This is a genomic window from Dickeya fangzhongdai (assembly GCF_002812485.1).
Taxonomy (GTDB): domain Bacteria; phylum Pseudomonadota; class Gammaproteobacteria; order Enterobacterales; family Enterobacteriaceae; genus Dickeya; species Dickeya fangzhongdai.
Window position 1 is genome coordinate 4381495 of sequence record NZ_CP025003.1, and the last position, 19860, is coordinate 4401354.

The window sequence follows — 19860 nt, forward strand, 5'->3', positions numbered from 1 at the left end:
ATTGTGTCCCGATTCCCCGGCTGACGCCGGGGAGAGAGGGTTATTTCAGTCGTTCACGCAGTTCGGTGGACGCCTGCAACAGCGCGGCGCGGGTAGCCGGCACGTCGCTCAGCGCATTGAGCAGACCGAAGTCATGGATCATGCCGTTATAGCGTGTGACGGTGACATCCACCCCGGCGGCATCCAGCTTACGGCCGTAGGCTTCGCCTTCGTCGCGCAGCACGTCCAGTTCGGCGGTTTGAATCAACGCCGGCGGCAAGCCGGTCAGTTGTTCGCGAGTCGCCTGCAGCGGCGAAGCCAGAATATCGCGGCGCTGTTTGCTGTCGGTGGTGTAGGCGTCCCAGAACCATTTCATCATGTTGCGGCTCAGGAAGTAGCCATTCTGGAACTGCTGATAAGACGCCGTGTTGAAGTTGGCGTCGGTCACCGGCCAGAACAGCACCTGATAACGAATACGCGGCGTACCCGCCTGTTTGGCCTGCTGCGCCACCGCCGCCACCATGTTGCCGCCCACGCTGTTGCCCGCCAGCGCCAGTCGTGAACCATCAACGCCGATGTCTTTACCATGCTCCGCTACCCAGCGGGTCGCGGCATACGCCTGACGAATCGCCACCGGATAATGCACTTCCGGCGATGGAGAATAATCGACGAACACCGCCGCCGCGCCGGACTGCACCACCAGATCCCGCACGAAACGCTCATGCGTCTGGTAATCCCCCAGAATCCAGCCGCCGCCGTGGAAGAACATGAACACCGGCAAAACCCCGGTGCTGCCCGCCGGCTTGACGATGATCAGCGGGATTTTCTGACCGTCGACGGTAATGGTTTTCTGGGTGACGTCAGCCGCCGGCAGTTTCGCGCCCGCCTGCGCCGCCACCAGCACTTCGCGCGCTTCCGCCGGCGACAGCTGTTCGATCGGCTTGCCGCCGCCCGCGTTCAGTTTATCCAGAAACGCCTGCACATGACGTTCGGCATACGGCGCGTTGTTATCCGCGGCGGAGGCGTTTCCCGTTACAGCGGCCAGCAAGGCCGCGACAAGACATTTTCTCATGATGAATTACCCTGGTGTTAAGTGAAAAAGAGTTTATTTTTTATTTATTTACACTTACTTCTCACTGACTCAGATAACGGTCAGTGTTACATCGATGTTGCCGCGCGTCGCGTTGGAGTACGGGCAAACGATGTGCGCTTTCTGTACCAGGTCTTCCGCTACCGCACGCTCCAGACCCGGCAGAGAGATTTTCAATTCGACTTCGATGCCGAAACCGTTCGGAATCGCGCCGATCCCCACGCTGCCATTGATGGTGGTCGCCGCCGGAATCGACACTTTGTCGCGTGCGCCGACGAACTTCAGCGCCCCCAGGAAACAGGCGGAGTAACCGGCAGCAAACAGCTGCTCCGGATTGGTGCCTTCGCCGCCGGCGCCGCCCAGCTCGCGCGGGGTAGTCAGTTTGACGTCCAGCTGCTGGTCGGAAGAGACCGCACGTCCGTCACGACCGCCGTTAGCCTGGGCATGAGCAACATAGAGAACTTTTTCAATAGACATGGTGTGACTCCTTTTGAGTGGATTGGGTTGGCGATTTAAATCGATAAAAATTAAATCGTACACTACTTAATTGGATATAAAAAAACATAATCAACAACCGCGCGTCCCGCTACCCCCATCATCAAATATGTCTGATGAGACTGGCGCGCAGCGTTTCCAGATCCGTCTTGATGGCGCGTAACTGTTCGATATTACATTCCGCCGCGCAGAACACGCCTTCCGGCACCGCCTTCGCCTTATTCTGCAATTCACGACCGTCATCGGTCAGCTCAATCAGCACCTGACGTTCGTCTTCAGTACCGCGGCGGCGCGTCACCAGCCCGGCGGTTTGCAGGCGCTTGAGCAGCGGCGTCAGGGTGGCGGAATCCAGGAACAGACGTTCACCCAGTTCAGATACCGTTATTCCGTCGCGCTCCCACAGCACCAGCATCACCAGATACTGGGGATAGGTGAGGTTCAACTCGGTCAGCAAGCGGCGATACAACTTGTTCATCGCCAGATTCGCCGAGTAGAGCGCAAAGCAGAGTTGGCCGTCCAGCCGGAGGGCGTCATCACTCAGTGTTGGTTTGGTGTCGGTATCTTTTCTGTTCATGGTCGCCACTCTACATCGCTCAAAATTAAATAGCAAACGATTTAGATTAAAAAATGACAAAAACCAAAAAGAAAATTCTAATACATTGATAACAAATAAAAACCGGCGGATAGCACCGCCGGTTTACCGTCAGTTATGGTGACAGGCAACTTTGGTTACAGGCAACTCTGGTTACAGCCAACGTTATGCCGTATGGCGATTATAAATGCGGATAAACACCTGGTCCGATCGGCAGCCCCAGCAGATACCACACCAGCAACAGCGCCAGCCAGACGGTAAAAAACACCAGCGGATACGGCAACACCAGCGAGTAATAGGTGCCCAGCCGCGCCTCTTTGTTATAGCGCTGCAGAAATCCGAGGAATAGCGGAATGAACGGCGACACCGGCGCCAGCGGGATCACCGACGAATCCGCCACCCGGAACACAATCTGGGCAAAGGCCGGATGAAAACCCAGCAGCATGAACATCGGCACGAAAATCGGCGCCAGAATCGACCAGATGGCCGAACCGCTGGCGATAAACATGCACAGGAACGCCGACAGAAAGATCAGCCCGACAAACGCCGGTATCCCGGTCATGCCCAGCGATTCCAGCAAGTCGGTCAGCCCGATGGCGATGAACTTGCCCATGTTGCTCCAGTTGAAAAACGCCACGAACTGCGACAGCGGAAACACCATGACGATGAAACCGGCCATGCCCTTCATCGGGTCGACCATCAACTGCGGCAGGTCGTTCTGGGATTTGATTTGGCCGGTAACCATGCCGTAAGGAATCGACACCACAAAGAAAAACGCAATGATCAACGGCACGATGCCCTGAATAAACGGCGACGGCATCACGGTATGCTTGACCGGATCGCGCAGCGGCCCCCATTCCGGCACCACCAACAACGCCACGATAGCGATGAACGCCAGCGCGGCGATACCGCTGGCGCGCAGGCCGCGATTTTGCTCCGGCGTCAGCCGGGACAGATGCTCGTGGCGTTCGCCCTGATAAGGCGGCAGACGCGGCTCGATAAATTTGTCCGTCAGCAATGCCCCGGTAATGGTCAGCACGACCACCGACGCCGCCATGAAAAACCAGTTATCAATCACGCTGACATGTACCGCCGGATTGATGACCTTGGCCGATTCGGTACTCAACCCGGACAACAGCACATCGGTGGTGACGATCAGCAGGTTGGCGGTAAAACCGGAACCGACGCCGGCGATCGCCGCCAGCAGACCGGCCACCGGGTGACGGCCGACCGCCAGAAAAATCAGCGCCCCCAGCGGCGGCATCACCACCAGCGCGGCATCCGACGAAATGTGGCTGAAAAAAGCGATAAACAGCACCATGTAGCTGGCGTAGCGGGCGCTGACGCGCGAGGCCATCTTGTACATCAGCGTTTGCAGCAGGCCGACGCGCTCCGCCAGCCCGGCTCCCAACACCAGCGCCAGAATGGCGCCCAGCGGGGTAAAAGCGCTGAAATTCCTGATGACGTTGGGCAAAATCCATTGCAACCCTTCTACGCTGAGCAGGTTTTTCACCCGCACCACCTCGCCGTTGGCCGGGTTGGTGGCGGTGATGCCAAACCAGGAAAACAGCGCGCTGGCCGCCATCAGCGCGGCGATCAGGTATACGAACAACAGAAACGGATTGGGGATTTTGTTCCCCACCCGCTCTACCCACTGAAATAGCCCGCCCGGCTGCGGCTGGCTGCTTTCCGCTGTCACACTCATGGTTTTCCCCTCTGTACTGAATTTTTATGTGGTTGTTTTGTTGTGATTTATAGGTAAAACACGGTCAGGTATCGGGCGGTGATTCACGTGTATCTCTCTGAACACATCGTTGACTCACCCCCAAACCCTGCCGTCGGGTAATAGCGACCTTCCCCTGCTCGGTTTCTCCGACGTTTGCGGCGGTTGCGGGAACGACGCAACGACAGCAAACGATTGCCGGACTACGGTCAACAAACCGGGAGCATTAGCCTTGCAACGGCGACGGCTGGATACCGGCCGGGATCGGGCAGCGGTACGGCGTTTCCTGCCGTTGCTGCCGCCATTCCTGCCGACAGGCTTGCAACAACGCGCTGTCGGTCAACAGCGCCAGCGCGGTGGCGGACATCACTTTCGCCGCCAGCAGCATGCCCTTGTGCGCCAGCGAAGTGCGGCCCTGCGCCACCGCCTGCCAGGTATGCAGCGGCGTGCCGAGCGCGTAGCAGGGGCTGAAGCACTGGGCGGTCGGCACCAGCCAGCTGACATCCCCCACATCGGTGGAGCCGGATAGCAACGATTCGGTCGGCGCATAGGGCGCGACCTGCGAGGTCAGCGACTGGCCTTTCAGCGTGCGGCTGAACGCCTGACCGGCCGCGCCGCCGGTGCGGGCGATGGTCGCCAGATTGCTGGCGATATCCTCGGCGCTCAGCGTCCGGGCTATCTCGGCGGCGTACTCCTGCTCCTGCCCGCTGTACGCCGGCACGCCAAACGCCGCGACAAAACCGTACATCGCCTGTTCCAGCGTCCGGTTAGGCACATAGTTGGAACAGGCCTTGTCGAAGCGCACCGTCAGGGTGGTGTCGGTCATCAGCGCCGCGCCGCGGGCGATATTCACCACCCGCTCATAGATGGCCTGCGCCTGATCGATCTGCGGCGCGCGTACCAGATACAGCACTTCGGCGTCCGCCTGCACCACATTGGGCGAATGGCCGCCGGTGTCGGTCACGGCGTAATGCAGCCGCGCGTCGGGAATGATGTGCTCACGCAGGAAATTAGCGCCGGTGTTCATCAGCGTTACCGCATCCAGCGCGCTGCGCCCCAGATGCGGCGCGGCCGCCGCATGCGCCGCCACGCCTTTGAAACGAAAGGCGGCCTGAATGTTGGCCAGCGTCGGGGTACAGAACATGCCGCTGAAGGTTTCCGGGTGCCAGGTCAGCGCCGCGTCCACGTCATCGAACACGCCCTCGCGCGCCATGAAGGTTTTGCCGGAACCGCCCTCTTCTCCCGGGCAGCCATAAAAACGAACGGTACCGGCCTGCGGGTGTTGCTCCAGCCAGGCTTTCACCGCCAGCACCCCGCCCAGCCCGGCGGTGCCGAGCAGATTGTGGCCGCAACCGTGGCCGTTGCCGCCCGCTGTCAGCGGCGACGGCGCGGCGCAACCGGCCTGCTGGCTCAACCCGGCCAGCGCGTCGAACTCGCCCAGCAGCGCTACCACCGGCTGGCCGCTGCCAAAGCTGGCGACAAACGCGGTATCGATGCCGGCGATGCCGCGCTGCACGCAAAAGCCCTCCGCTTCCAGCGCACTGGCCAGCCGTTCGGCCGAGTAATGTTCGGTAAAGCGGGTTTCCGGGTGATCCCAGATATCATCCGCGATGGCGGCCAGCTGTTGCGCGCGTGCCGCCAGCGTGTCGTTAACAAATCCGACGATTGTCTGGGTCATTGCGCCTCCCCAAACTCGCGGATATTGAGCGCCAGCAGCGCCAGCGTTTTCACCGCCACCGCCATCACGCTTTCATCGAAATCGAATTTCTCGTTGTGATGCCCGGCGCTGAGTTCGGTGCCGAACACCGCGTAAGATGCCAGACCGCCGTGCGCTTTCACCCGCTCCATCAGGTAGGTGGCGTCTTCAGAACCGGCCTCGCCGTCTTTGCGGTCGATGATATGAGTCAGTTCCCGCACCTGCTCCGCCTGACGGCGAATGAACGCCACCCATTCCGGGCTGGGCTGGCTGCACTGCGCCGCGCCCATCAACGCGATATCCACCTCAACGCCGTGCATGGCGGCGGCGCCGTCGATCACCTTCAGCGCCTGCTGATAAATAAACTCGTTGACCTCGTTGGTGGCGCCGCGGGTTTCCACTTTCATCGCGGCGTGCGACGGCACTACGTTGCGCCCGGTACCGGCCTGCAGCACGCCGACGTTGATACGCGAGCTACCGCCGCTGTGGCGTGGAATGGCATGCAGCCCCAGCGTGGCCTGCGCCGCCGCCAGCAGGGCGTTGCGGCCCTCTTCCGGTCGACCGCCGGCGTGAGACGCCACGCCGCGGTAGTTGACGTCCAGTTTGGTGGTCGCCATGAACGTGTCGTTACCGCACACCAGATGCCCATTTGGAATGCCGGTGCCGATATGAATGGCGGTGAAGTAGTCCACGTCATCCACCACGCCCGCTTCCGCCATTGATTTGCCGCCGCGGGTGCCTTCCTCCGCCGGCTGGAACAGAATTTTGATGGTGCCGCACAGGTGCTCGCGCATCGCCATCAATACCTGCGCCAGTCCCAGCCCGATAGTGGTGTGGCCGTCATGACCGCAGGCATGCATCATGCCGGCGTTGCAGGAAGCAAACCCGTCGCGGAACGGGCGGTGATCGTCCGCCAGTTGTTCGTTAAGATCGAGCGCGTCCATATCGACGCGATAGCCGATGACCGGGCCGGGGCGTCCGGTGTCCAGCGTCGCCACGATGCCGGTAAAACCACCGGAGAAATAGGGCAGCCACTGCGGCAGCGCCCCCTGCGCCAGCGCCCGTTGCTCCTGCGCCTGCAATACCTCGTCCGGCGGCAGCCCCATGCGGGCGTCGGCGTTGATCACCTCCCGCCCGAGCTTCAGCGGATAACCCAGTTGGTGCAGCGCTTCGGCGACCCGCGTGGCGGTACGAAACTCCAGCCAACCGGATTCCGCATATTTATGCAAATCGCGGCGCGTTTCCCGCAGCCACGGAATGAGTTTTTCCACGCGTTGTGACAAATCGGAATAAAGAACGTCTGAGTGCATAAGCCTGTTTTCTCTGGTGGTGTTCTGATTCGAAGACGCCCGTGCAACGGACTGTCATTAACTGAAAAAAATGTACACAAACCCACCAGTGTGAATAAGATGTCAGGATCTTTGGCGTGATAAATCATAGTTATCACCAGAATGGCGATCAGAGAACCAGATGACTCAGAACGTAAAGCTGCATCAGTTGCAATCATTCGTAGAAGTGGCGCGCCACGGCAGCATTCGGGCCGCGTCGCGGCAGTTGAATCTGTCGCAACCGGCGCTGACCAAATCCATTCAGGAGCTGGAAGCCTGTCTGGGCGCACGCCTGTTTCTGCGCCACCGCCAGGGGATGGCGCTGACCGACTGCGGCGAAGCCTATTTCCGCCACGCCAGCCTGATAATGGAAGAGTTGCGCGTGGCGCGCGAAGACATCCAGCAGCGGCTTGGGCAGGCCAGCGGACGGGTCAATATCGGGGTCGGCGCCAGCATCGCCCACACGGTGATGCCGGAGATCGTCAATCGTTTTCACCGGCTTTATCCGCAGGTCAAACTGCGCATCACCGAAGGGCAACTGGTGGCGATGATCCACGAGCTGCGGCAGGGAGAACTGGACTTCACCGTCAATACCTACTCCGGCTCGTCCTATGATAACGAACTGTTATACGAAAAACTGATGGAAAAGGAATACTGCGTGGTGGTGCGGCGTGACCACCCGATTCAACGGGCGCATTCGCTGGAGGATTTACTGGACTACGAGTGGACCATGCCCACCCCGCGCGGCAGCTACTACAAACAGCTGTTTGACCTGTTCGCCACGCTGCCGGTCACGCCCCGGGTCAGCGTCACCTGTGAAACCCTGATGTCCAGCGTCAGTCTGGTCGCCAAAACCGACTTCGTCAGCATCCTGTCACGGGATGTCATCCGCGACCCGATCCTCGGCGAACGCCTGCGGGTGCTGGAACTGGACCAGCCGCTGCCCAAAGCCACCTTCTATCTGATTCAGCGTAAGGACACCATGCTGTCGCCGATGGGCGCCCAATTAGCCAAACTGTTTCGGCGCTATTGCCGGTAATCGGCGCCATGCACGCTGGCTCAGGTTTTTCGCCAGACAACAGCACATCTACTACGGTTTAGCACATCAATGGTTTAGCACATCTACGGCTCAACACATCAATGGCTTAACACGTCGCTGAGGCAAAAAAGCGGCGACAACCCGCAGGTCGCCGCCGCTGTAAGATTCGTACCAAAGGCGCCGTGTGAAGCCGACGCCGCCGGGATTAGAACGACGTCCAGTCGTCGCCGGCCTTCTCCTGTCGGGATGCCGGGCTCAGGTTCGCCAGCGCGGCTACCTTCCCGGCCGGTTTGAGTTCCCGACGCGCCGCCGTTGCGTCGGCCACGCCCGGCAGTTTGAATACCGAGACAATCTCGTTCAGTTGATGCGCCTGTTCTTCCAGCGAAGACGAGGTTGCCGAAGACTGTTCAACCAACGCCGCGTTCTGCTGCGTCACGCTGTCCATCTGCGTGATGGCGGTTCCCACCTGGGAAATCCCCTTGCTCTGTTCGCTGGACGCCGAGGCGATTTCTCCCATGATATCCGTCACATTGGTGACCGACTTCAGAATATCCTCCATCGATTTGCTGGCCAGCGACACCTGCTCGTAGCCATTCTTGACGTTGTCTACCGACTCGTCGATCAGGGTTTTGATTTCCTTCGCCGCCTGAGCGCTGCGCTGGGCCAGATTTCTGACCTCGCTCGCCACCACTGCGAACCCGCGACCGGCTTCTCCGGCGCGCGCCGCTTCCACCGCCGCATTCAGCGCCAGAATATTGGTCTGGAAGGCGATACTGTCGATCACATTGATGATGTCGACGATTTTCTGCGAACTGTGGGTGATGTTCTGCATGCTGTTGCTTACCGCTTTCACCACGTCGCCGCCGTTGTTGGCCGCTTTTGACGCATCCCGCGCCAGCGAGCTGGCCTGATGGGCGTTATCCGCGTTCTGTTTCACCACCGCGCTCAGTTGTTCCATGCTGGCGGCGGTTTCACTCAGGGCGGCGGCCTGCTCTTCGGTACGAGAGGACAGATCACTGTTGCCGGCGGCGATCTCGCTGCTGCCGTGATAAATCTCGCTGGCGCTGCGGCGAATATCGGTCACCGTCTTTATCCAGTTATTCTGCATGGTGTGAACAAACGGAATTAACTGCCCAATCTCATTGCGTCCCATCTCGCCGATTGTCGAATCCAGTTGTCCGTTCGACAGGATTTGCAGATGCGCTTTCACCCTCTCCAGCGGGCGGCCCATCTGAATAGCGAGATAGCGGTCGGTTAATATCACCACGCACAACCCAACAATCATGGCGACGATCAGCGTAACCTTACACCAGTATACCCAGGCTGAAATGCGGGCCTGCGCTTCTGTTTTCAGATTTTTAATAATCTGATTATATTCGTTGATGGCGGCGGTGAATTTTACCCGCAGCGGGTTGTATTTCTCCCTGACGAGTTTGTCATAGACATCGTGGTTATTCTGTTTGGCTGCATCCAGCATCGGCACAATCGCTTCGCTGAACAGTTGATAGGAACTATTGTAAATATCATCAATGGTATTGCTGCTGATATTGGCGTGGTCGGTCACTTTGAACTGCGCCAGCCCGCCTTTCAGAAAATCCACGTCCGCGGTGGCGTCGTTGAGCAATGTGCGAGCGCGCTCACTGTTATTTCCAGCAATAACGGCTTCGTCCATCGATAATTTAACTTTGTAGTAACTATCGCTGGCGCCATTAATAATATCGCCGTTGGTTTGCTGCACATTCGTCAGACCAATCTCGCCGGTCAGACTATTCAGTGAATACAGAGAGAAAACTGACACCCCGCCCCATAACAAGGTAAATATGATCAGGATAGCCAGCATCATAATTTTAACCCTGACGTTACAAATAAAACTCATTTAATACCTCTCGAACATGCGATTGATTATTGGTTTTATGGCTATTGATTCGTTCTCATTTTAATTAATTGTTATCCGCCTCCTTTTATCGCAGCAGAGATGCCTGCTATATCGGCCATTCCGCCTTTTTATTTAACCGGCGGCTCGAAAATGATAAGTAAGAAAGATATTTAAAATAAATATATTTTTAAACGCGGGAGGAACGAAAGAGAATAAAAGTGGAAACGGCAGGAAACCATCCGCAGGACCAGTCGTAGTATAAATGCATCATTTACGCCTCATTGCAGGGCGTCGTCGGATGAAATTATTCCGGCGCAAAGCACAGCGCCCATTCGCAGCAGTCGTCGCAACTGGGGGAGCGGCACACCAGTTCGCCGTCCTGATGCAGGCAACGCTGACGGTAGAAGAATTTTTTCCAGCGCATATTTTGGTGGTTCAGCGCCACCAGTTCCGGGAAGCAGTCGCTCATCAGCAGACGCAGCTCGGCGCGGGAATCCAGCCCCAGATCCTGCCACAGGTGATTGAAGCCCAGCGAGGCGCTGGCGATGATTTGATGCATCGGCGCGCCGTCCGCCGCCAGATAGCCGTACAGCCAGTCGGCCAGTTGCGCCCGTTCTTCCCGCCGGGTTTGTTGCAGTTCGCTCATCAGCGACTGGCGTTGATCCCGCGCGGCGTTCTCCCCCGGCGCGGGCCCGTTCAGCCGCTGTCGCAGCGCCAGCCAGGCGGCGTTATCCAACCCCATTTGCCGGGGGAAGCAGGCCGCGCCGGCGTCATGCAACGCCAGCAGCCGCCGCAGCCAGTACTCCGCCCCGGCCATCAGGCCGCTCCCTGCGCGCGTTCCCCGACGGGTTGCGCTTGCTGACGTTGCCGCCACCAGCGGCCCAGCACCTCGGCGATATTCTGCCAGGCGCCTTCCACACAGGGCTGGATACCCTGCTGTTCCAGCTTCTGCCACGGCGCGTAGCCGATGCGGGCGCAGAACACCGCCTCCACGTCCGCCAGCAACGCCAGCATCGCCGCCATGCGATCCTCGCTGTCGGTCGGTTCGCAGTCATCGCCGCCGCGGCAGTATTTGGGCGCAAAACGCTCGTTGACCAGAATCACCCCCGCGGCCGACAGGCTGTAGATTTGAAAGCGATCGGCATGGCCGAAATGGCAGTCGATCACCTCGCCGCCGGACGACGCCACCGCCACCAGACAGGCGTCCGGCTCCTCGGACTCGCCGCGCGAGGCGATACTGGCGTGCACCTGCGCGCGCTGGCGCAGCAACGGCAGGTAAGGCTGCGGCTCGGCAGGCAGCGACGACAGCCGAAACTGCTGGCTGCGGTCTTCGCCCAGCATGCCGATAGCGTCGGCCCGGCACTGCTGGCAGTGCGCCATTTGCGGCATCGCCGCGCCGCACTGCGTCCGCGCCGCCGCCAGCGCCTCGGCGTCCGGTTCCGGCTGACCGTTGAGGCCGAATACCGTGCCGTGTTCCGGCCGGGCGATCAGCGGCATGATGTTGTGCAAAAACGCCCCCCAGCGCCGCGCCTGCTGGCTGACCTCAAACAAATGCCGATCGTTGATGCCGGGGATCAGCACCGAGTTGATCTTCACCAGCACGCCGTTTTCCGTCAGCCGCCGGATCCCCTCCTGCTGGCGTTCCAGCAGGATCGCCCCCGCCTCGCGCCCGGTATAGCGATCGCCGTCCAGCCACAGCCAGGCGTAGATCCGCGCTGCGATATCCGGATCGAGCGCGTTGACCGTCACCGTAACGTGATCGACGCCGACATCCAGCAGCCGATCCACCGCCTCCGGCAGCATCAGGCCGTTGGTGGACAGGCACAGCTTGAGATCCGGCAACTGTTCGCGCAGCAGCGTCAGGGTGCGAAAGGTGCGGGCGAGATTCGCCAGCGGGTCGCCCGGCCCGGCGATGCCGACCACCGACAGTTGGGGAATAGCCGCCGCCACCTGATGCGCTTTCGCCACCGCCTGCTCCGGCGTCAGCAGTTCGGACACCACGCCGGGGCGGGATTCGTTGCTGCAATCGTACTTGCGGTTGCAGTAATGGCATTGCAGGTTACAGGCGGGCGCCACCGCCAGATGCATGCGGGCGTAGTGATGGTGCCCGCTCACCGAGTAGCAGGGGTGATGCGCCACTTTGCTGGCTTGCAATGGAGTAAAACGGTCGGTCTGGTCGGAACGGCAACCGGATGCGGAAGGGCAGGATGTCATGGTTATGGCCTATCAAAGGATGGAATCATATCCGGAGAGTGCAAGCGCCATACCGTATAGCCAAAAAATTTATTATTGAAAAAACAACGTGATAATAAGGAAAACTGCCGAAGCGGTTTGTCGGAATTGCGGCATTCGGCCGACAATGTGCCACATGCCACAATCCCGTCGTCCGGTTACAGACGGTGCATGTTGATGTCCATAATCTGGATGCGATAGGCCACCTGCCGCGGCGTCATCCCCAACAGCCGCGCCGCCTTGGCCTGGACCCAGCCGGTTTTCTCCAGCGCGGCGATCAGCCGCTGGCGTTCATCCAGATTCTGATCGAGCCAGCCCTCTTCGGCGGCGGCCGGCGGCGTCGGTTTGTTCATCATCGGCGCCGCGTCGTGGTGGTTAAACAGGATAACGTCGCGGTCGATCAACCCGGTGTCGGTCATCACCGCCGCCCGCTCCAGACAATTTTCCAGCTCGCGCACGTTGCCCGGCCAGTTGTACCCCATCAGCAGGCGGATGGCGCCGTCGCTGATGCGCAGCGCCCGGCCCTGATGCGCGGCGATCTTCTTCACCAGAAACTGCGCCAGCTCGACGATATCCTCCTGCCGTTCCCGCAGCGGCGGCAGCGACACCGGCATCACGTTCAGCCGGTAGTAGAGATCTTCGCGGAAATGGCCGGCGCGCACCTCCTCCTCCAGATGGCGGTTGGTGGCGGCGATAATCCGCACATTGACGCGCAGGGTTTCGTCGCCGCCCACCCGCTCCATCTCCCCTTCCTGCAGGATACGCAGCAGCTTGGCCTGAAACGAGGCGCTGCTCTCGCCGATTTCATCCAGAAACAGCGTGCCGCCGTCCGCCAGTTCAAAGCGCCCCTTACGCTGACGCACCGCGCCGGTGAAGGCGCCTTTTTCATGGCCGAACAGTTCGCTTTCCAGCAGGTTATCCGGCAGCGCCGCGCAGTTGAATTTCACGAACGGCGCCGCCGCGCGCGGCGAATTGTAGTGGATGGCGTTCGCCACCAGCTCTTTACCGGTGCCGCTCTCGCCGCGCACCAGCACCGTGGTGTCCCAGCGCGACACCTGACGGATGATCTCCATCGTCTGGCGCATCGCCGCGCTTTTCCCCACCATGTTGTCAAAACCGAACGGCCGCGGCGTTTTACAGGCGGCCGGGCGGCTCGCCGCCGACGGTGATTCGCCGTCGCGCCGGGGGGCGCGCATCAGCCGCACCGTCTGCACGATCAGGCTAGCCACCGTTTCCAGAAAACGGGTGCTAGCCGGCAGGCGTTCCTCGTAGCGCGCCATTGGCTGGGCCGCCAGCACGCCGATCGGCTGTTGTTCGATGCCCAACAACGGCACGCCGATAAACGGCAGCTCGTAGTCATACAGATTAAGCCGGTCGAGAAAACGCTGATCGTCCGCCACGCGCGGCAGCGTCAGCGGCTGACGCTGGGTCATCACCGTGCCCACCAGCCCTTCGCCCGGCCGGTAACACACCTGGCTGCTGCTGGACAGGACCCGCTGATCCTCGCAGTACAGCGCTTCCACTCTCAGCCCGCCGCGCTGCGGGTCATACAGGCAAATCATGCCGTGCTGCATGAAGGCATCATCATGCAGCACCCGCAACACCGCCTGTAACGCCTGCCCGATGTCGGTGGCCCGGCTCAGCGCCGCGCTAATGCGCTGCACCGCGGTAAACTGCTGAGACAAATCAAAACGCCATACGACGTTCCCCGTATCGGGTGCCTGTGTCATTTTGAGCCTCCTGTCAGTGAAGTGGGGAGTCTGGTTAGTGAAGCCGAGTGTGCCGTGAGTGCAGCAGATAGGGGGAAGCGCAGGACCAGACAGGTGCCGCCGCCCGGATGGGACGTCAGGTCTATCGCCCCCTGATGATGCGCCACCAGCGTCTGGATCAAACGCAGTTCCATGCCCTTGCCCGGCGTGGTGAGCGCGGTCTGGGTGCTGACGTAGCGCACCTGCTCCAGCGGTACATTGTCTTCCAGATACAGCGCCAGCCAGTCGCCGTCCTGACGGGCGAACAGATGCACCGAAAGCGCGAAAGGACGGATTTCTCCCGCCAGCGCCAGCGTACGGTCCAGCCACAGGCTAAGACAGGCCAGAATCTGGGTGCGCTGCCCGAACCCGGTCAGCTGCGGCGTGTCCAGTTCGCAGCGCAGCTGGTCGCCGTCGGTAAAACGGGTGTGATACAGCGCGGCCAGATCCTCGGCCAGCACGCCGATCGGCCAGTCCGCCGCCGGTTCGAAATCCAGCGACGGGCGGCAGGCCTGCAACCGCGCCACCGCCTCTTCGCCTTCGCGCCAGGCGGATTCCAGCGCCACGTTGCTGCGGTCCGCGCCGTTGAGCCGGCGGGCGGCCGCCAGCATGTTGATCGGGCAATTGAGCTGAATCAGCGCCGCATCCAGCGACTCGCGGATCGCCGCCAGCAGCTTGCCGTTGGTCATCTGCTGTTTGAGACGATCGAGCCGCCCCTGCTGTTGTTGCTGCTGCTGTTCGGTGCAGTCGCTGATGACGATCAGCGTGCGCGGCAGCGCGGTGTCGGTGAAATAGCGGCTGGCTTCCTCATTAACGCCGGGCAGCGCCCAGTAGCCGAGCGTCAGCCAGCGCACCGCGCCGCGAATGGTGACCGGCAGCGCCGTTCCCTGCTGCAACGCCGCCTTATTGGCCGGATAATCCAGCACCGCCAGCAGTTCGCGGCCGCCGCAGTCGGCGCACAGCGTCTTGTAGGCCAGGTTATCCATGATCACCCGATCCTGCTCGTCCACCACCACCACTGCCGCCGGGATATTGTTCAGCACCGCGGTGATCATGGTCATGTGGTTGCGCAGCCGCTGCTCCAGCGCATAACCGGCGCTGATGTCTTTATGCATGCCGAGGTAGTGCTCCACCTCGCCGTGGGAATTGAAAATCGGCGTGATGTCGATTTCCGCCAGATACAGGCTGCCGTCGCGGCGGCGGTTAATCAGCTGACCGCGCCAGGCGCGCCCTTGCAGCAACGTCTGCCACAGCGTCTGATACACCTCGGTCGGGGTCTGCTGGCTGGCGAGAATGCGGTGATTCTGCCCGAGCAATTGCGGCAGGCTGTAGCCGGTCAGGCGGCAAAACGCCGGGTTGGTGTACACGATATGGGCGTGCGGGTCAGTCAGGGAGATCGCCACCGACGACTGTTCCACCACGGTGGAAAACAGCGACGGATGCTGCCGGGACAAATGGCTGGCGATTTCGCCCAGCGGAAAAGATTCCGTCATCAAATGCATGGACATGGGGTGACTCCCTTACGGTTTGGCGGCGGGGATGTCGGCTTGTCGACAATTTGTCGCAGGCTGCGACACCCCGTCCGGCTGGCGAATAACGGAGAATAACCATGCAAACACTGCACCTTTTATTGATTAAGCCGACTAAACATTGATCCGGATCCTGTTTTACCGCCCAAAAGCGCCCATCCCTGTTGCCATGCGCCCTGACCGTGAAAAACCGCCGGCTCGCCAGTACAAAAAAAGCACAATAAAAGTGCAGCGGTGCGCCATCAATGTGCAGAAAAATCCATATTGCGCACAGTCAAAACTGGCACGGGATTCGCAAATGGCAAATGAATGAACGGCCTGATGCATCCTTCACGGAGGGCTGTTTTTGTTTTCATCACCTGTTTTTTTCATCACGTAATCAGGAGCAACGCTATGGCGAACATTGGCATTTTCTTTGGCACCGATACCGGCAAAACCCGCAAGATCGCCAAACTGATTCATCAGAAACTGGGCGAGGCGGCGGACGCGCCGGTCAACATCAACCGCACCTCGCTGGAAACCTTTCTGTCCTACCCGGTACTGCTGCTGGGCACCCCGACGCTGGGCGACGGCCAGCTACCCGGTATCGACGCCGGTTGTGAAAATCCGTCCTGGCTGGAATTTGCCGATGAGCTGGCCGGCACCGACCTGAAAGGCAAAATCGTCGCGCTGTTCGGGCTGGGGGATCAGCAGGGCTACCCGGATAATTTCGCCAGCGGGCTGAAACCGCTCTACGACGTGATGACCGATCTGGGCGCGCGCGTGGTGGGCGACTGGCCGAGCGACGGCTACGAATTCAATACGTCCGCCGCATTGCAGGAAGACCGCTTTGTCGGCCTGGTGCTGGATCAGGACAACCAGCACGACCTGACGGAACAGCGCCTCGACAGTTGGCTGGCGCAAATCAAGCCCGCCATCCTGTAACGCGCATTCGGTTCCCCGCCCAATACCCACCCGGCCTTTCCCGCACCTCGGAGAAAAGGTCGGGTACATCCTGCTCAAAAACACTAATTATTTGATTTTTAAAATCAAAAAATATCCGTCACGTTTTTTTTTGACGAAAATCACATTTCCTCACCAAGACCACTATCCTGTTCCGAAACGCGGAAGATTGGGGAACGCTTTTGCGGTTTACTGAAGGCCGGAATTCAGGGGAGAACCACATGAACGATACCGTGCTGACCACATGGCAACAGGCGAGAATCAGCCGCGATCCGCGTTTTGACGGCACCTTTTTCGTCGCCGTCAAATCCACCGGTATCTTCTGCCGCCCCATCTGCCCGGCGCCGTTGCCGCTGGAGAAAAACGTCGTTTACTACCGCACCCGCACCGAGGCGATTCAGGCCGGTTTTCGCCCCTGCCTGCGCTGCAAGCCGGAATACGCGCCGCGTTTCGCCGAACTGGACCGCAAGCAACAACTGCCGGTGCGCATCGCCGCCGCCATCGACAGCGGCGAACATCTGCTGTCGAAGGTGGAGCAGATTGCCGCGGCCCACCATCTCTCCAGCCGCTACCTGAACCGGCTGTTCCGCGAGCATTACGGCTGTTCGGTGAAGGAATACCAGAACATCGCGAAGATTTTTTTCGCCAAGAAACTGTTCCAGAGTTCCAGCCTCAGCATCACCGACATCGCCGCCTCGTGCGGGTTTAACGGCCTGAGCGGGTTTTATCAGCTTATCGACAAGTACCTGAAAACCACGCCCAAACGGATGATGTTGTCGCCACCGGACAGCCGGGATAAGGCGGAACACATCAGGCTGCGCCTCCCGGTCGGCGGCCGCTACCACTGGGATTATTTTCTGGCTTTTCAGTTCCGGCGGTTGATCGACGGCGTGGAATGGATCGACGGCGAGACTTACGGCCGCCGCTTTATCCTCAACGGCGAGAAGGGATCGTTTCAGATACGTCCGGCGACCGGCGGGTTTGACGTGACGATCGCGCTAAGCCGCCTGACGCTGTTGTCTCAGGTGCTGGAGCGGATCCGCAACATGTTCGATCTTAACGTCAATATCGACGCGATCGAGGATCAGTTGCGTCAGGCTTATCCGACATTGCCGATCGCCTCCGGCATCCGCATTCCCGGCGTGTTCTCGCCGTTTGAAGCCGCCATCCGCGCCGTTTGCGGTCAACAGGTGAGCGTCGGTGCCGCGACCACGCTGCTAAACCAACTGGTGTCGCTCTGCGCCATCGAGGAAGACGGCCAGCGTTACTTCCCAACGCCGGACCGCATCACCCCGGAAATTGTTGAGCCACTGCGCAGCATGCGGTCGAAAAAAACCACGCTGGTGAATGTCGCTGACTGGTTCTGCCGCCACGACATCAGCGACATCGATCGACTCACCGAGGTGAAAGGCATCGGTCGCTGGACGCTCGATTATCTGAAACTGCGATCGCTCAACGATCCCGATATCTGGCTGGGCGGCGATCTGGGTATCCGCAACGCCTTGCGTCAGTTGGGAGAGATCGACCCGCAGCGCGCGGCGCCGTGGAAGAGCTACCTGACCCTTCATCTGTGGAACACGCTGTAAACATGCAACATGTGGTGAAAAAACATCCTGTGGAGGAAAATCGTGTGAAAATGGCGACGCAACAACTGGACTGCCCAGACAGCTTTCCCTGGCGCTACGCCGACGTCACCGCGGCAGACGGCTGCGTGACCAGCGTGCTATTCAGCAATGAGCAAAAACCCACCCGGCCGGACGCCGTCACGCAAGCCTGCTGCCAGCAGTTGCAGGCGTATTTCGCCGGTCAGCGCACCACCTTCGACCTGCCGCTGCATCAGGACGCCACGCCGTTCCGCCGGCAGGTCTACGCCCGGCTGCTGGACATCGGCTACGGCGTTACCCGTACTTACCAGCAAATCGCCGCCGCCGTCGGCAATCCCAACGGGTCGCGGGCGGTAGGCATGGCGTCGTCCAAAAACCAGATTTCCATCATCGTGCCCTGCCACCGGGTGATCGCCACCTCCGGCGCGCTGACCGGTTACGCAGGCGGGCTGGCGACCAAGCAGTGGCTGCTGGAGCACGAGCGGCGTTATGCCGTCAGCACGGCAACAATGTCTGCAACCATTGGCGCTGGTGCTGACGCTGACGCTGCGCCCGCAGGTAATCGGCCGCTTTAGCCAGCGCCTCCGCCTCCGGCAGCGGCGCGGCCGGGCGAATCGCCTCGCAGCGCAGCAGATGCAGGCCCAGTTCGGTTTCCACCGGCTCGCTCAGCGCCCCCGCCGTCAACGCAAACAGGCAGCGGTCCAGCGCCGGAAACAGCAAACCCCGGCTGACCCAGCCCATCAGCCCGCCGTCCAGCGCGGTTGGGCAGTGAGAATGCCGCCGCGCCAGCGATTCGAAACGCTCCGGGTCGGCGCGCAGCTGACGCAACAGCTCGGCCATCTGCTGCCCGACTGCCGGGCGATTATCGTCGACGGTCAACAACAGGTGGCGGGTCAGCCGCTGCTCCGGGCGACAAAAACGCCCGGCGTGTTGTCGATACCAGCGCCGAATCTCGGCCTGTTCCGGCTCGCCGGCCTGCGCGCCAACGCTCGCCAGTTGCAGTTCCATCAAGGCGTGGTGCAACACGATAGCCTGTTGCTCGTCGGCGGAAAAGCCGGTGCGGGTCAGTTCCTCCGCCAGTTGCTGCGCCACCTGCTGCAACTGCGCGCCTGTCGCCGCCAGCGATTGCCGACGAGCCGCCGTCACCACCGCGTGCTCCAGCGCCAACTGGCGCTGCAACTGGCGCTCAAAGCGCGGCCGATCCGGCTCAGGCAGTTGCTCCGGCAGACAATCCCACCGGGTCTGCGCCAGCCGCAGGCGACTGAAGCGCTGCCAGGCCGGTGGCGTCATTCGTCCACCTCCAGGCTATGCAACGCCGATATCGGCACCTGAAACTGCCGCTCGCCGAACAGTACGATACAGCTGTCTCCCCGTTCGCCCTGCGCCGTCGCCAGCACCTCGCCTTGCTGGCCCATCGCCACGACGATGTCGCCATTGATCGCCAGCGGCTGCATGCTGCACACCCGATCGCCGTACTGAAAATCACCCGCCAGCCAGGGCTGATCCGCGTCGATCAACTCTGACTCGCGGCAGCCGACGACCCGATCCCGATCGAGAAAATGCACCTGATAGACTATCTGATCCTGCAGGAATACCCCCCACTCGCGCACATACCCGACACTGCCGCGCCGCACCAACAGTTCGCCGCGCGCCCGCCCGGCGAACGTGCCGTCGTTGCGCAGCGCGCGCACTACCCGCACGGCATCGCCGCATTCAAACCTCGGCGTCATCGCGGCCTCCCTTCGCCCAGTGTTGATAGCTCTCCGCCAGCAGCCGCCGCGCTAACTGCCAGTCAGCGTTCGGCGCATCGTCCAGCGCGTTGCGCAGCGGCACTGCCGTCATCAGCCGACGGTGAAACTCGCGCAGCACCGGCACCTGACATCGGCTCAACCGATCGGCGTCGTACGGCACCTCAAAAAAGGCAAAAAAAGCGTCGGCGCCCTGTAACGCCTGCACTCCCGGCAAACGGTAGAACCACTCCATCGCC

At 60.7% G+C, this 19860-nt stretch carries 18 protein-coding genes; 4 read left to right on the plus strand and 14 right to left on the minus strand.

Annotation, left to right across the window (positions count from 1 at the left end):
• Nucleotides 1-40: 40 nt before the first annotated feature.
• The 6 genes from CVE23_RS19600 to CVE23_RS19625 form a co-directional block, all read right to left on the minus strand.
• A complete protein-coding gene (locus CVE23_RS19600) occupies nt 41-1051 on the minus strand; it encodes an alpha/beta hydrolase (protein ID WP_038920327.1) in 1011 nt (336 codons plus the stop codon).
• Between the two features lie 69 nt (nt 1052-1120).
• A complete protein-coding gene (locus tag CVE23_RS19605) occupies nt 1121-1546 on the minus strand; it encodes an organic hydroperoxide resistance protein (protein ID WP_100850194.1) in 426 nt (141 codons plus the stop codon).
• Between the two features lie 121 nt (nt 1547-1667).
• The gene (locus CVE23_RS19610; protein WP_100850195.1) at nt 1668-2138 is read right to left on the minus strand and encodes a MarR family winged helix-turn-helix transcriptional regulator; all 471 of its coding nucleotides are present in this window, start codon (nt 2136-2138) and stop codon (nt 1668-1670) included.
• Between the two features lie 199 nt (nt 2139-2337).
• Nucleotides 2338-3861, minus strand: coding sequence for a p-aminobenzoyl-glutamate transporter (gene abgT / locus CVE23_RS19615; RefSeq protein ID WP_100850196.1), 1524 nt, complete (start codon nt 3859-3861; stop codon nt 2338-2340).
• A 244-nt stretch (nt 3862-4105) separates the two neighbouring features.
• The gene (locus CVE23_RS19620) at nt 4106-5557 is read right to left on the minus strand and encodes a M20 family metallopeptidase (RefSeq protein WP_100850197.1); all 1452 of its coding nucleotides are present in this window, start codon (nt 5555-5557) and stop codon (nt 4106-4108) included.
• Complete coding sequence (locus CVE23_RS19625; RefSeq protein ID WP_100850198.1) at nt 5554-6885, minus strand: M20 family metallo-hydrolase; 1332 nt, start codon at nt 6883-6885, stop codon at nt 5554-5556. The genes CVE23_RS19620 and CVE23_RS19625 overlap by 4 nt, the downstream gene beginning before the upstream one ends.
• Before the next feature lie 160 nt (nt 6886-7045).
• Between CVE23_RS19625 and CVE23_RS19630 the strand changes: the two genes are divergently transcribed.
• A complete protein-coding gene (locus tag CVE23_RS19630; protein ID WP_042861216.1) occupies nt 7046-7942 on the plus strand; it encodes a LysR family transcriptional regulator in 897 nt (298 codons plus the stop codon).
• Nucleotides 7943-8147: 205 nt separating this feature from the next.
• Here the strand turns inward: CVE23_RS19630 and CVE23_RS19635 are convergent, their stop codons facing one another.
• The 5 genes from CVE23_RS19635 to nifL form a co-directional block, all read right to left on the minus strand.
• Nucleotides 8148-9818, minus strand: coding sequence for a methyl-accepting chemotaxis protein (locus CVE23_RS19635; RefSeq protein WP_049854730.1), 1671 nt, complete (start codon nt 9816-9818; stop codon nt 8148-8150).
• Nucleotides 9819-10122: 304 nt separating this feature from the next.
• Nucleotides 10123-10635: a nitrogen fixation protein NifQ gene (locus tag CVE23_RS19640; protein WP_038920332.1), complete on the minus strand. Its 513-nt coding sequence runs from the start codon at nt 10633-10635 to the stop codon at nt 10123-10125.
• The gene (gene nifB / locus CVE23_RS19645; protein WP_038920333.1) at nt 10635-12032 is read right to left on the minus strand and encodes a nitrogenase cofactor biosynthesis protein NifB; all 1398 of its coding nucleotides are present in this window, start codon (nt 12030-12032) and stop codon (nt 10635-10637) included. The genes CVE23_RS19640 and nifB overlap by 1 nt, the downstream gene beginning before the upstream one ends.
• 176 nt (nt 12033-12208) lie before the next feature.
• The gene (gene nifA, locus CVE23_RS19650; protein WP_049842638.1) at nt 12209-13780 is read right to left on the minus strand and encodes a nif-specific transcriptional activator NifA; all 1572 of its coding nucleotides are present in this window, start codon (nt 13778-13780) and stop codon (nt 12209-12211) included.
• Nucleotides 13777-15306, minus strand: a complete 1530-nt coding sequence (nifL, locus tag CVE23_RS19655) for a nitrogen fixation negative regulator NifL (protein ID WP_100850199.1) — start codon at nt 15304-15306, stop codon at nt 13777-13779. The genes nifA and nifL overlap by 4 nt, the downstream gene beginning before the upstream one ends.
• Before the next feature lie 414 nt (nt 15307-15720).
• Here nifL and CVE23_RS19660 point away from each other — a divergent pair, with 414 nt between their 5' ends.
• From CVE23_RS19660 to CVE23_RS19670, 3 genes are all read left to right on the plus strand, one after another.
• The gene (locus CVE23_RS19660) at nt 15721-16251 is read left to right on the plus strand and encodes a flavodoxin (RefSeq protein WP_038920335.1); all 531 of its coding nucleotides are present in this window, start codon (nt 15721-15723) and stop codon (nt 16249-16251) included.
• Between the two features lie 239 nt (nt 16252-16490).
• Nucleotides 16491-17855, plus strand: a complete 1365-nt coding sequence (locus CVE23_RS19665) for a DNA-3-methyladenine glycosylase 2 family protein (protein ID WP_100850200.1) — start codon at nt 16491-16493, stop codon at nt 17853-17855.
• 50 nt (nt 17856-17905) lie between these two features.
• Entirely contained in the window at nt 17906-18448 is a 543-nt protein-coding gene (locus CVE23_RS19670; protein ID WP_100850502.1) for a methylated-DNA--[protein]-cysteine S-methyltransferase, read from the plus strand.
• Here CVE23_RS19670 and nifM read toward each other — a convergent pair.
• The 3 genes from nifM to CVE23_RS19685 are packed head-to-tail and all read right to left on the minus strand — an operon-like array spanning nt 18369 to nt 19856.
• Entirely contained in the window at nt 18369-19163 is a 795-nt protein-coding gene (gene nifM / locus CVE23_RS19675; RefSeq protein ID WP_100850201.1) for a nitrogen fixation protein NifM, read from the minus strand. The two genes, CVE23_RS19670 and nifM, sit on opposite strands and share 80 nt — an antisense overlap.
• A complete protein-coding gene (locus CVE23_RS19680) occupies nt 19160-19603 on the minus strand; it encodes a nitrogen fixation protein NifZ (RefSeq protein ID WP_100850202.1) in 444 nt (147 codons plus the stop codon). The genes nifM and CVE23_RS19680 overlap by 4 nt, the downstream gene beginning before the upstream one ends.
• Entirely contained in the window at nt 19587-19856 is a 270-nt protein-coding gene (locus CVE23_RS19685; protein WP_049854738.1) for a nitrogenase-stabilizing/protective protein NifW, read from the minus strand. Before CVE23_RS19685 ends, CVE23_RS19680 begins: the two co-directional genes overlap by 17 nt.
• Between the last annotated feature and the right edge of the window lie 4 nt (nt 19857-19860).

Coding starts and splice junctions, on each gene's coding strand:
- CVE23_RS19600 (WP_038920327.1), bottom strand. CDS start 1,051: ATGAGAAAATGTCTTGTCGCGGCCTTGCTGGCCGCTGTAACGGGAAAC.
- CVE23_RS19605 (WP_100850194.1), bottom strand. CDS start 1,546: ATGTCTATTGAAAAAGTTCTCTATGTTGCTCATGCCCAGGCTAACGGC.
- CVE23_RS19610 (WP_100850195.1), bottom strand. CDS start 2,138: ATGAACAGAAAAGATACCGACACCAAACCAACACTGAGTGATGACGCC.
- abgT (WP_100850196.1), bottom strand. CDS start 3,861: ATGAGTGTGACAGCGGAAAGCAGCCAGCCGCAGCCGGGCGGGCTATTT.
- CVE23_RS19620 (WP_100850197.1), bottom strand. CDS start 5,557: ATGACCCAGACAATCGTCGGATTTGTTAACGACACGCTGGCGGCACGC.
- CVE23_RS19625 (WP_100850198.1), bottom strand. CDS start 6,885: ATGCACTCAGACGTTCTTTATTCCGATTTGTCACAACGCGTGGAAAAA.
- CVE23_RS19630 (WP_042861216.1), top strand. CDS start 7,046: ATGACTCAGAACGTAAAGCTGCATCAGTTGCAATCATTCGTAGAAGTG.
- CVE23_RS19635 (WP_049854730.1), bottom strand. CDS start 9,818: ATGAGTTTTATTTGTAACGTCAGGGTTAAAATTATGATGCTGGCTATC.
- CVE23_RS19640 (WP_038920332.1), bottom strand. CDS start 10,635: ATGGCCGGGGCGGAGTACTGGCTGCGGCGGCTGCTGGCGTTGCATGAC.
- nifB (WP_038920333.1), bottom strand. CDS start 12,032: ATGACATCCTGCCCTTCCGCATCCGGTTGCCGTTCCGACCAGACCGAC.
- nifA (WP_049842638.1), bottom strand. CDS start 13,780: ATGACACAGGCACCCGATACGGGGAACGTCGTATGGCGTTTTGATTTG.
- nifL (WP_100850199.1), bottom strand. CDS start 15,306: ATGTCCATGCATTTGATGACGGAATCTTTTCCGCTGGGCGAAATCGCC.
- CVE23_RS19660 (WP_038920335.1), top strand. CDS start 15,721: ATGGCGAACATTGGCATTTTCTTTGGCACCGATACCGGCAAAACCCGC.
- CVE23_RS19665 (WP_100850200.1), top strand. CDS start 16,491: ATGAACGATACCGTGCTGACCACATGGCAACAGGCGAGAATCAGCCGC.
- CVE23_RS19670 (WP_100850502.1), top strand. CDS start 17,906: ATGGCGACGCAACAACTGGACTGCCCAGACAGCTTTCCCTGGCGCTAC.
- nifM (WP_100850201.1), bottom strand. CDS start 19,163: ATGACGCCACCGGCCTGGCAGCGCTTCAGTCGCCTGCGGCTGGCGCAG.
- CVE23_RS19680 (WP_100850202.1), bottom strand. CDS start 19,603: ATGACGCCGAGGTTTGAATGCGGCGATGCCGTGCGGGTAGTGCGCGCG.
- CVE23_RS19685 (WP_049854738.1), bottom strand. CDS start 19,856: ATGGAGTGGTTCTACCGTTTGCCGGGAGTGCAGGCGTTACAGGGCGCC.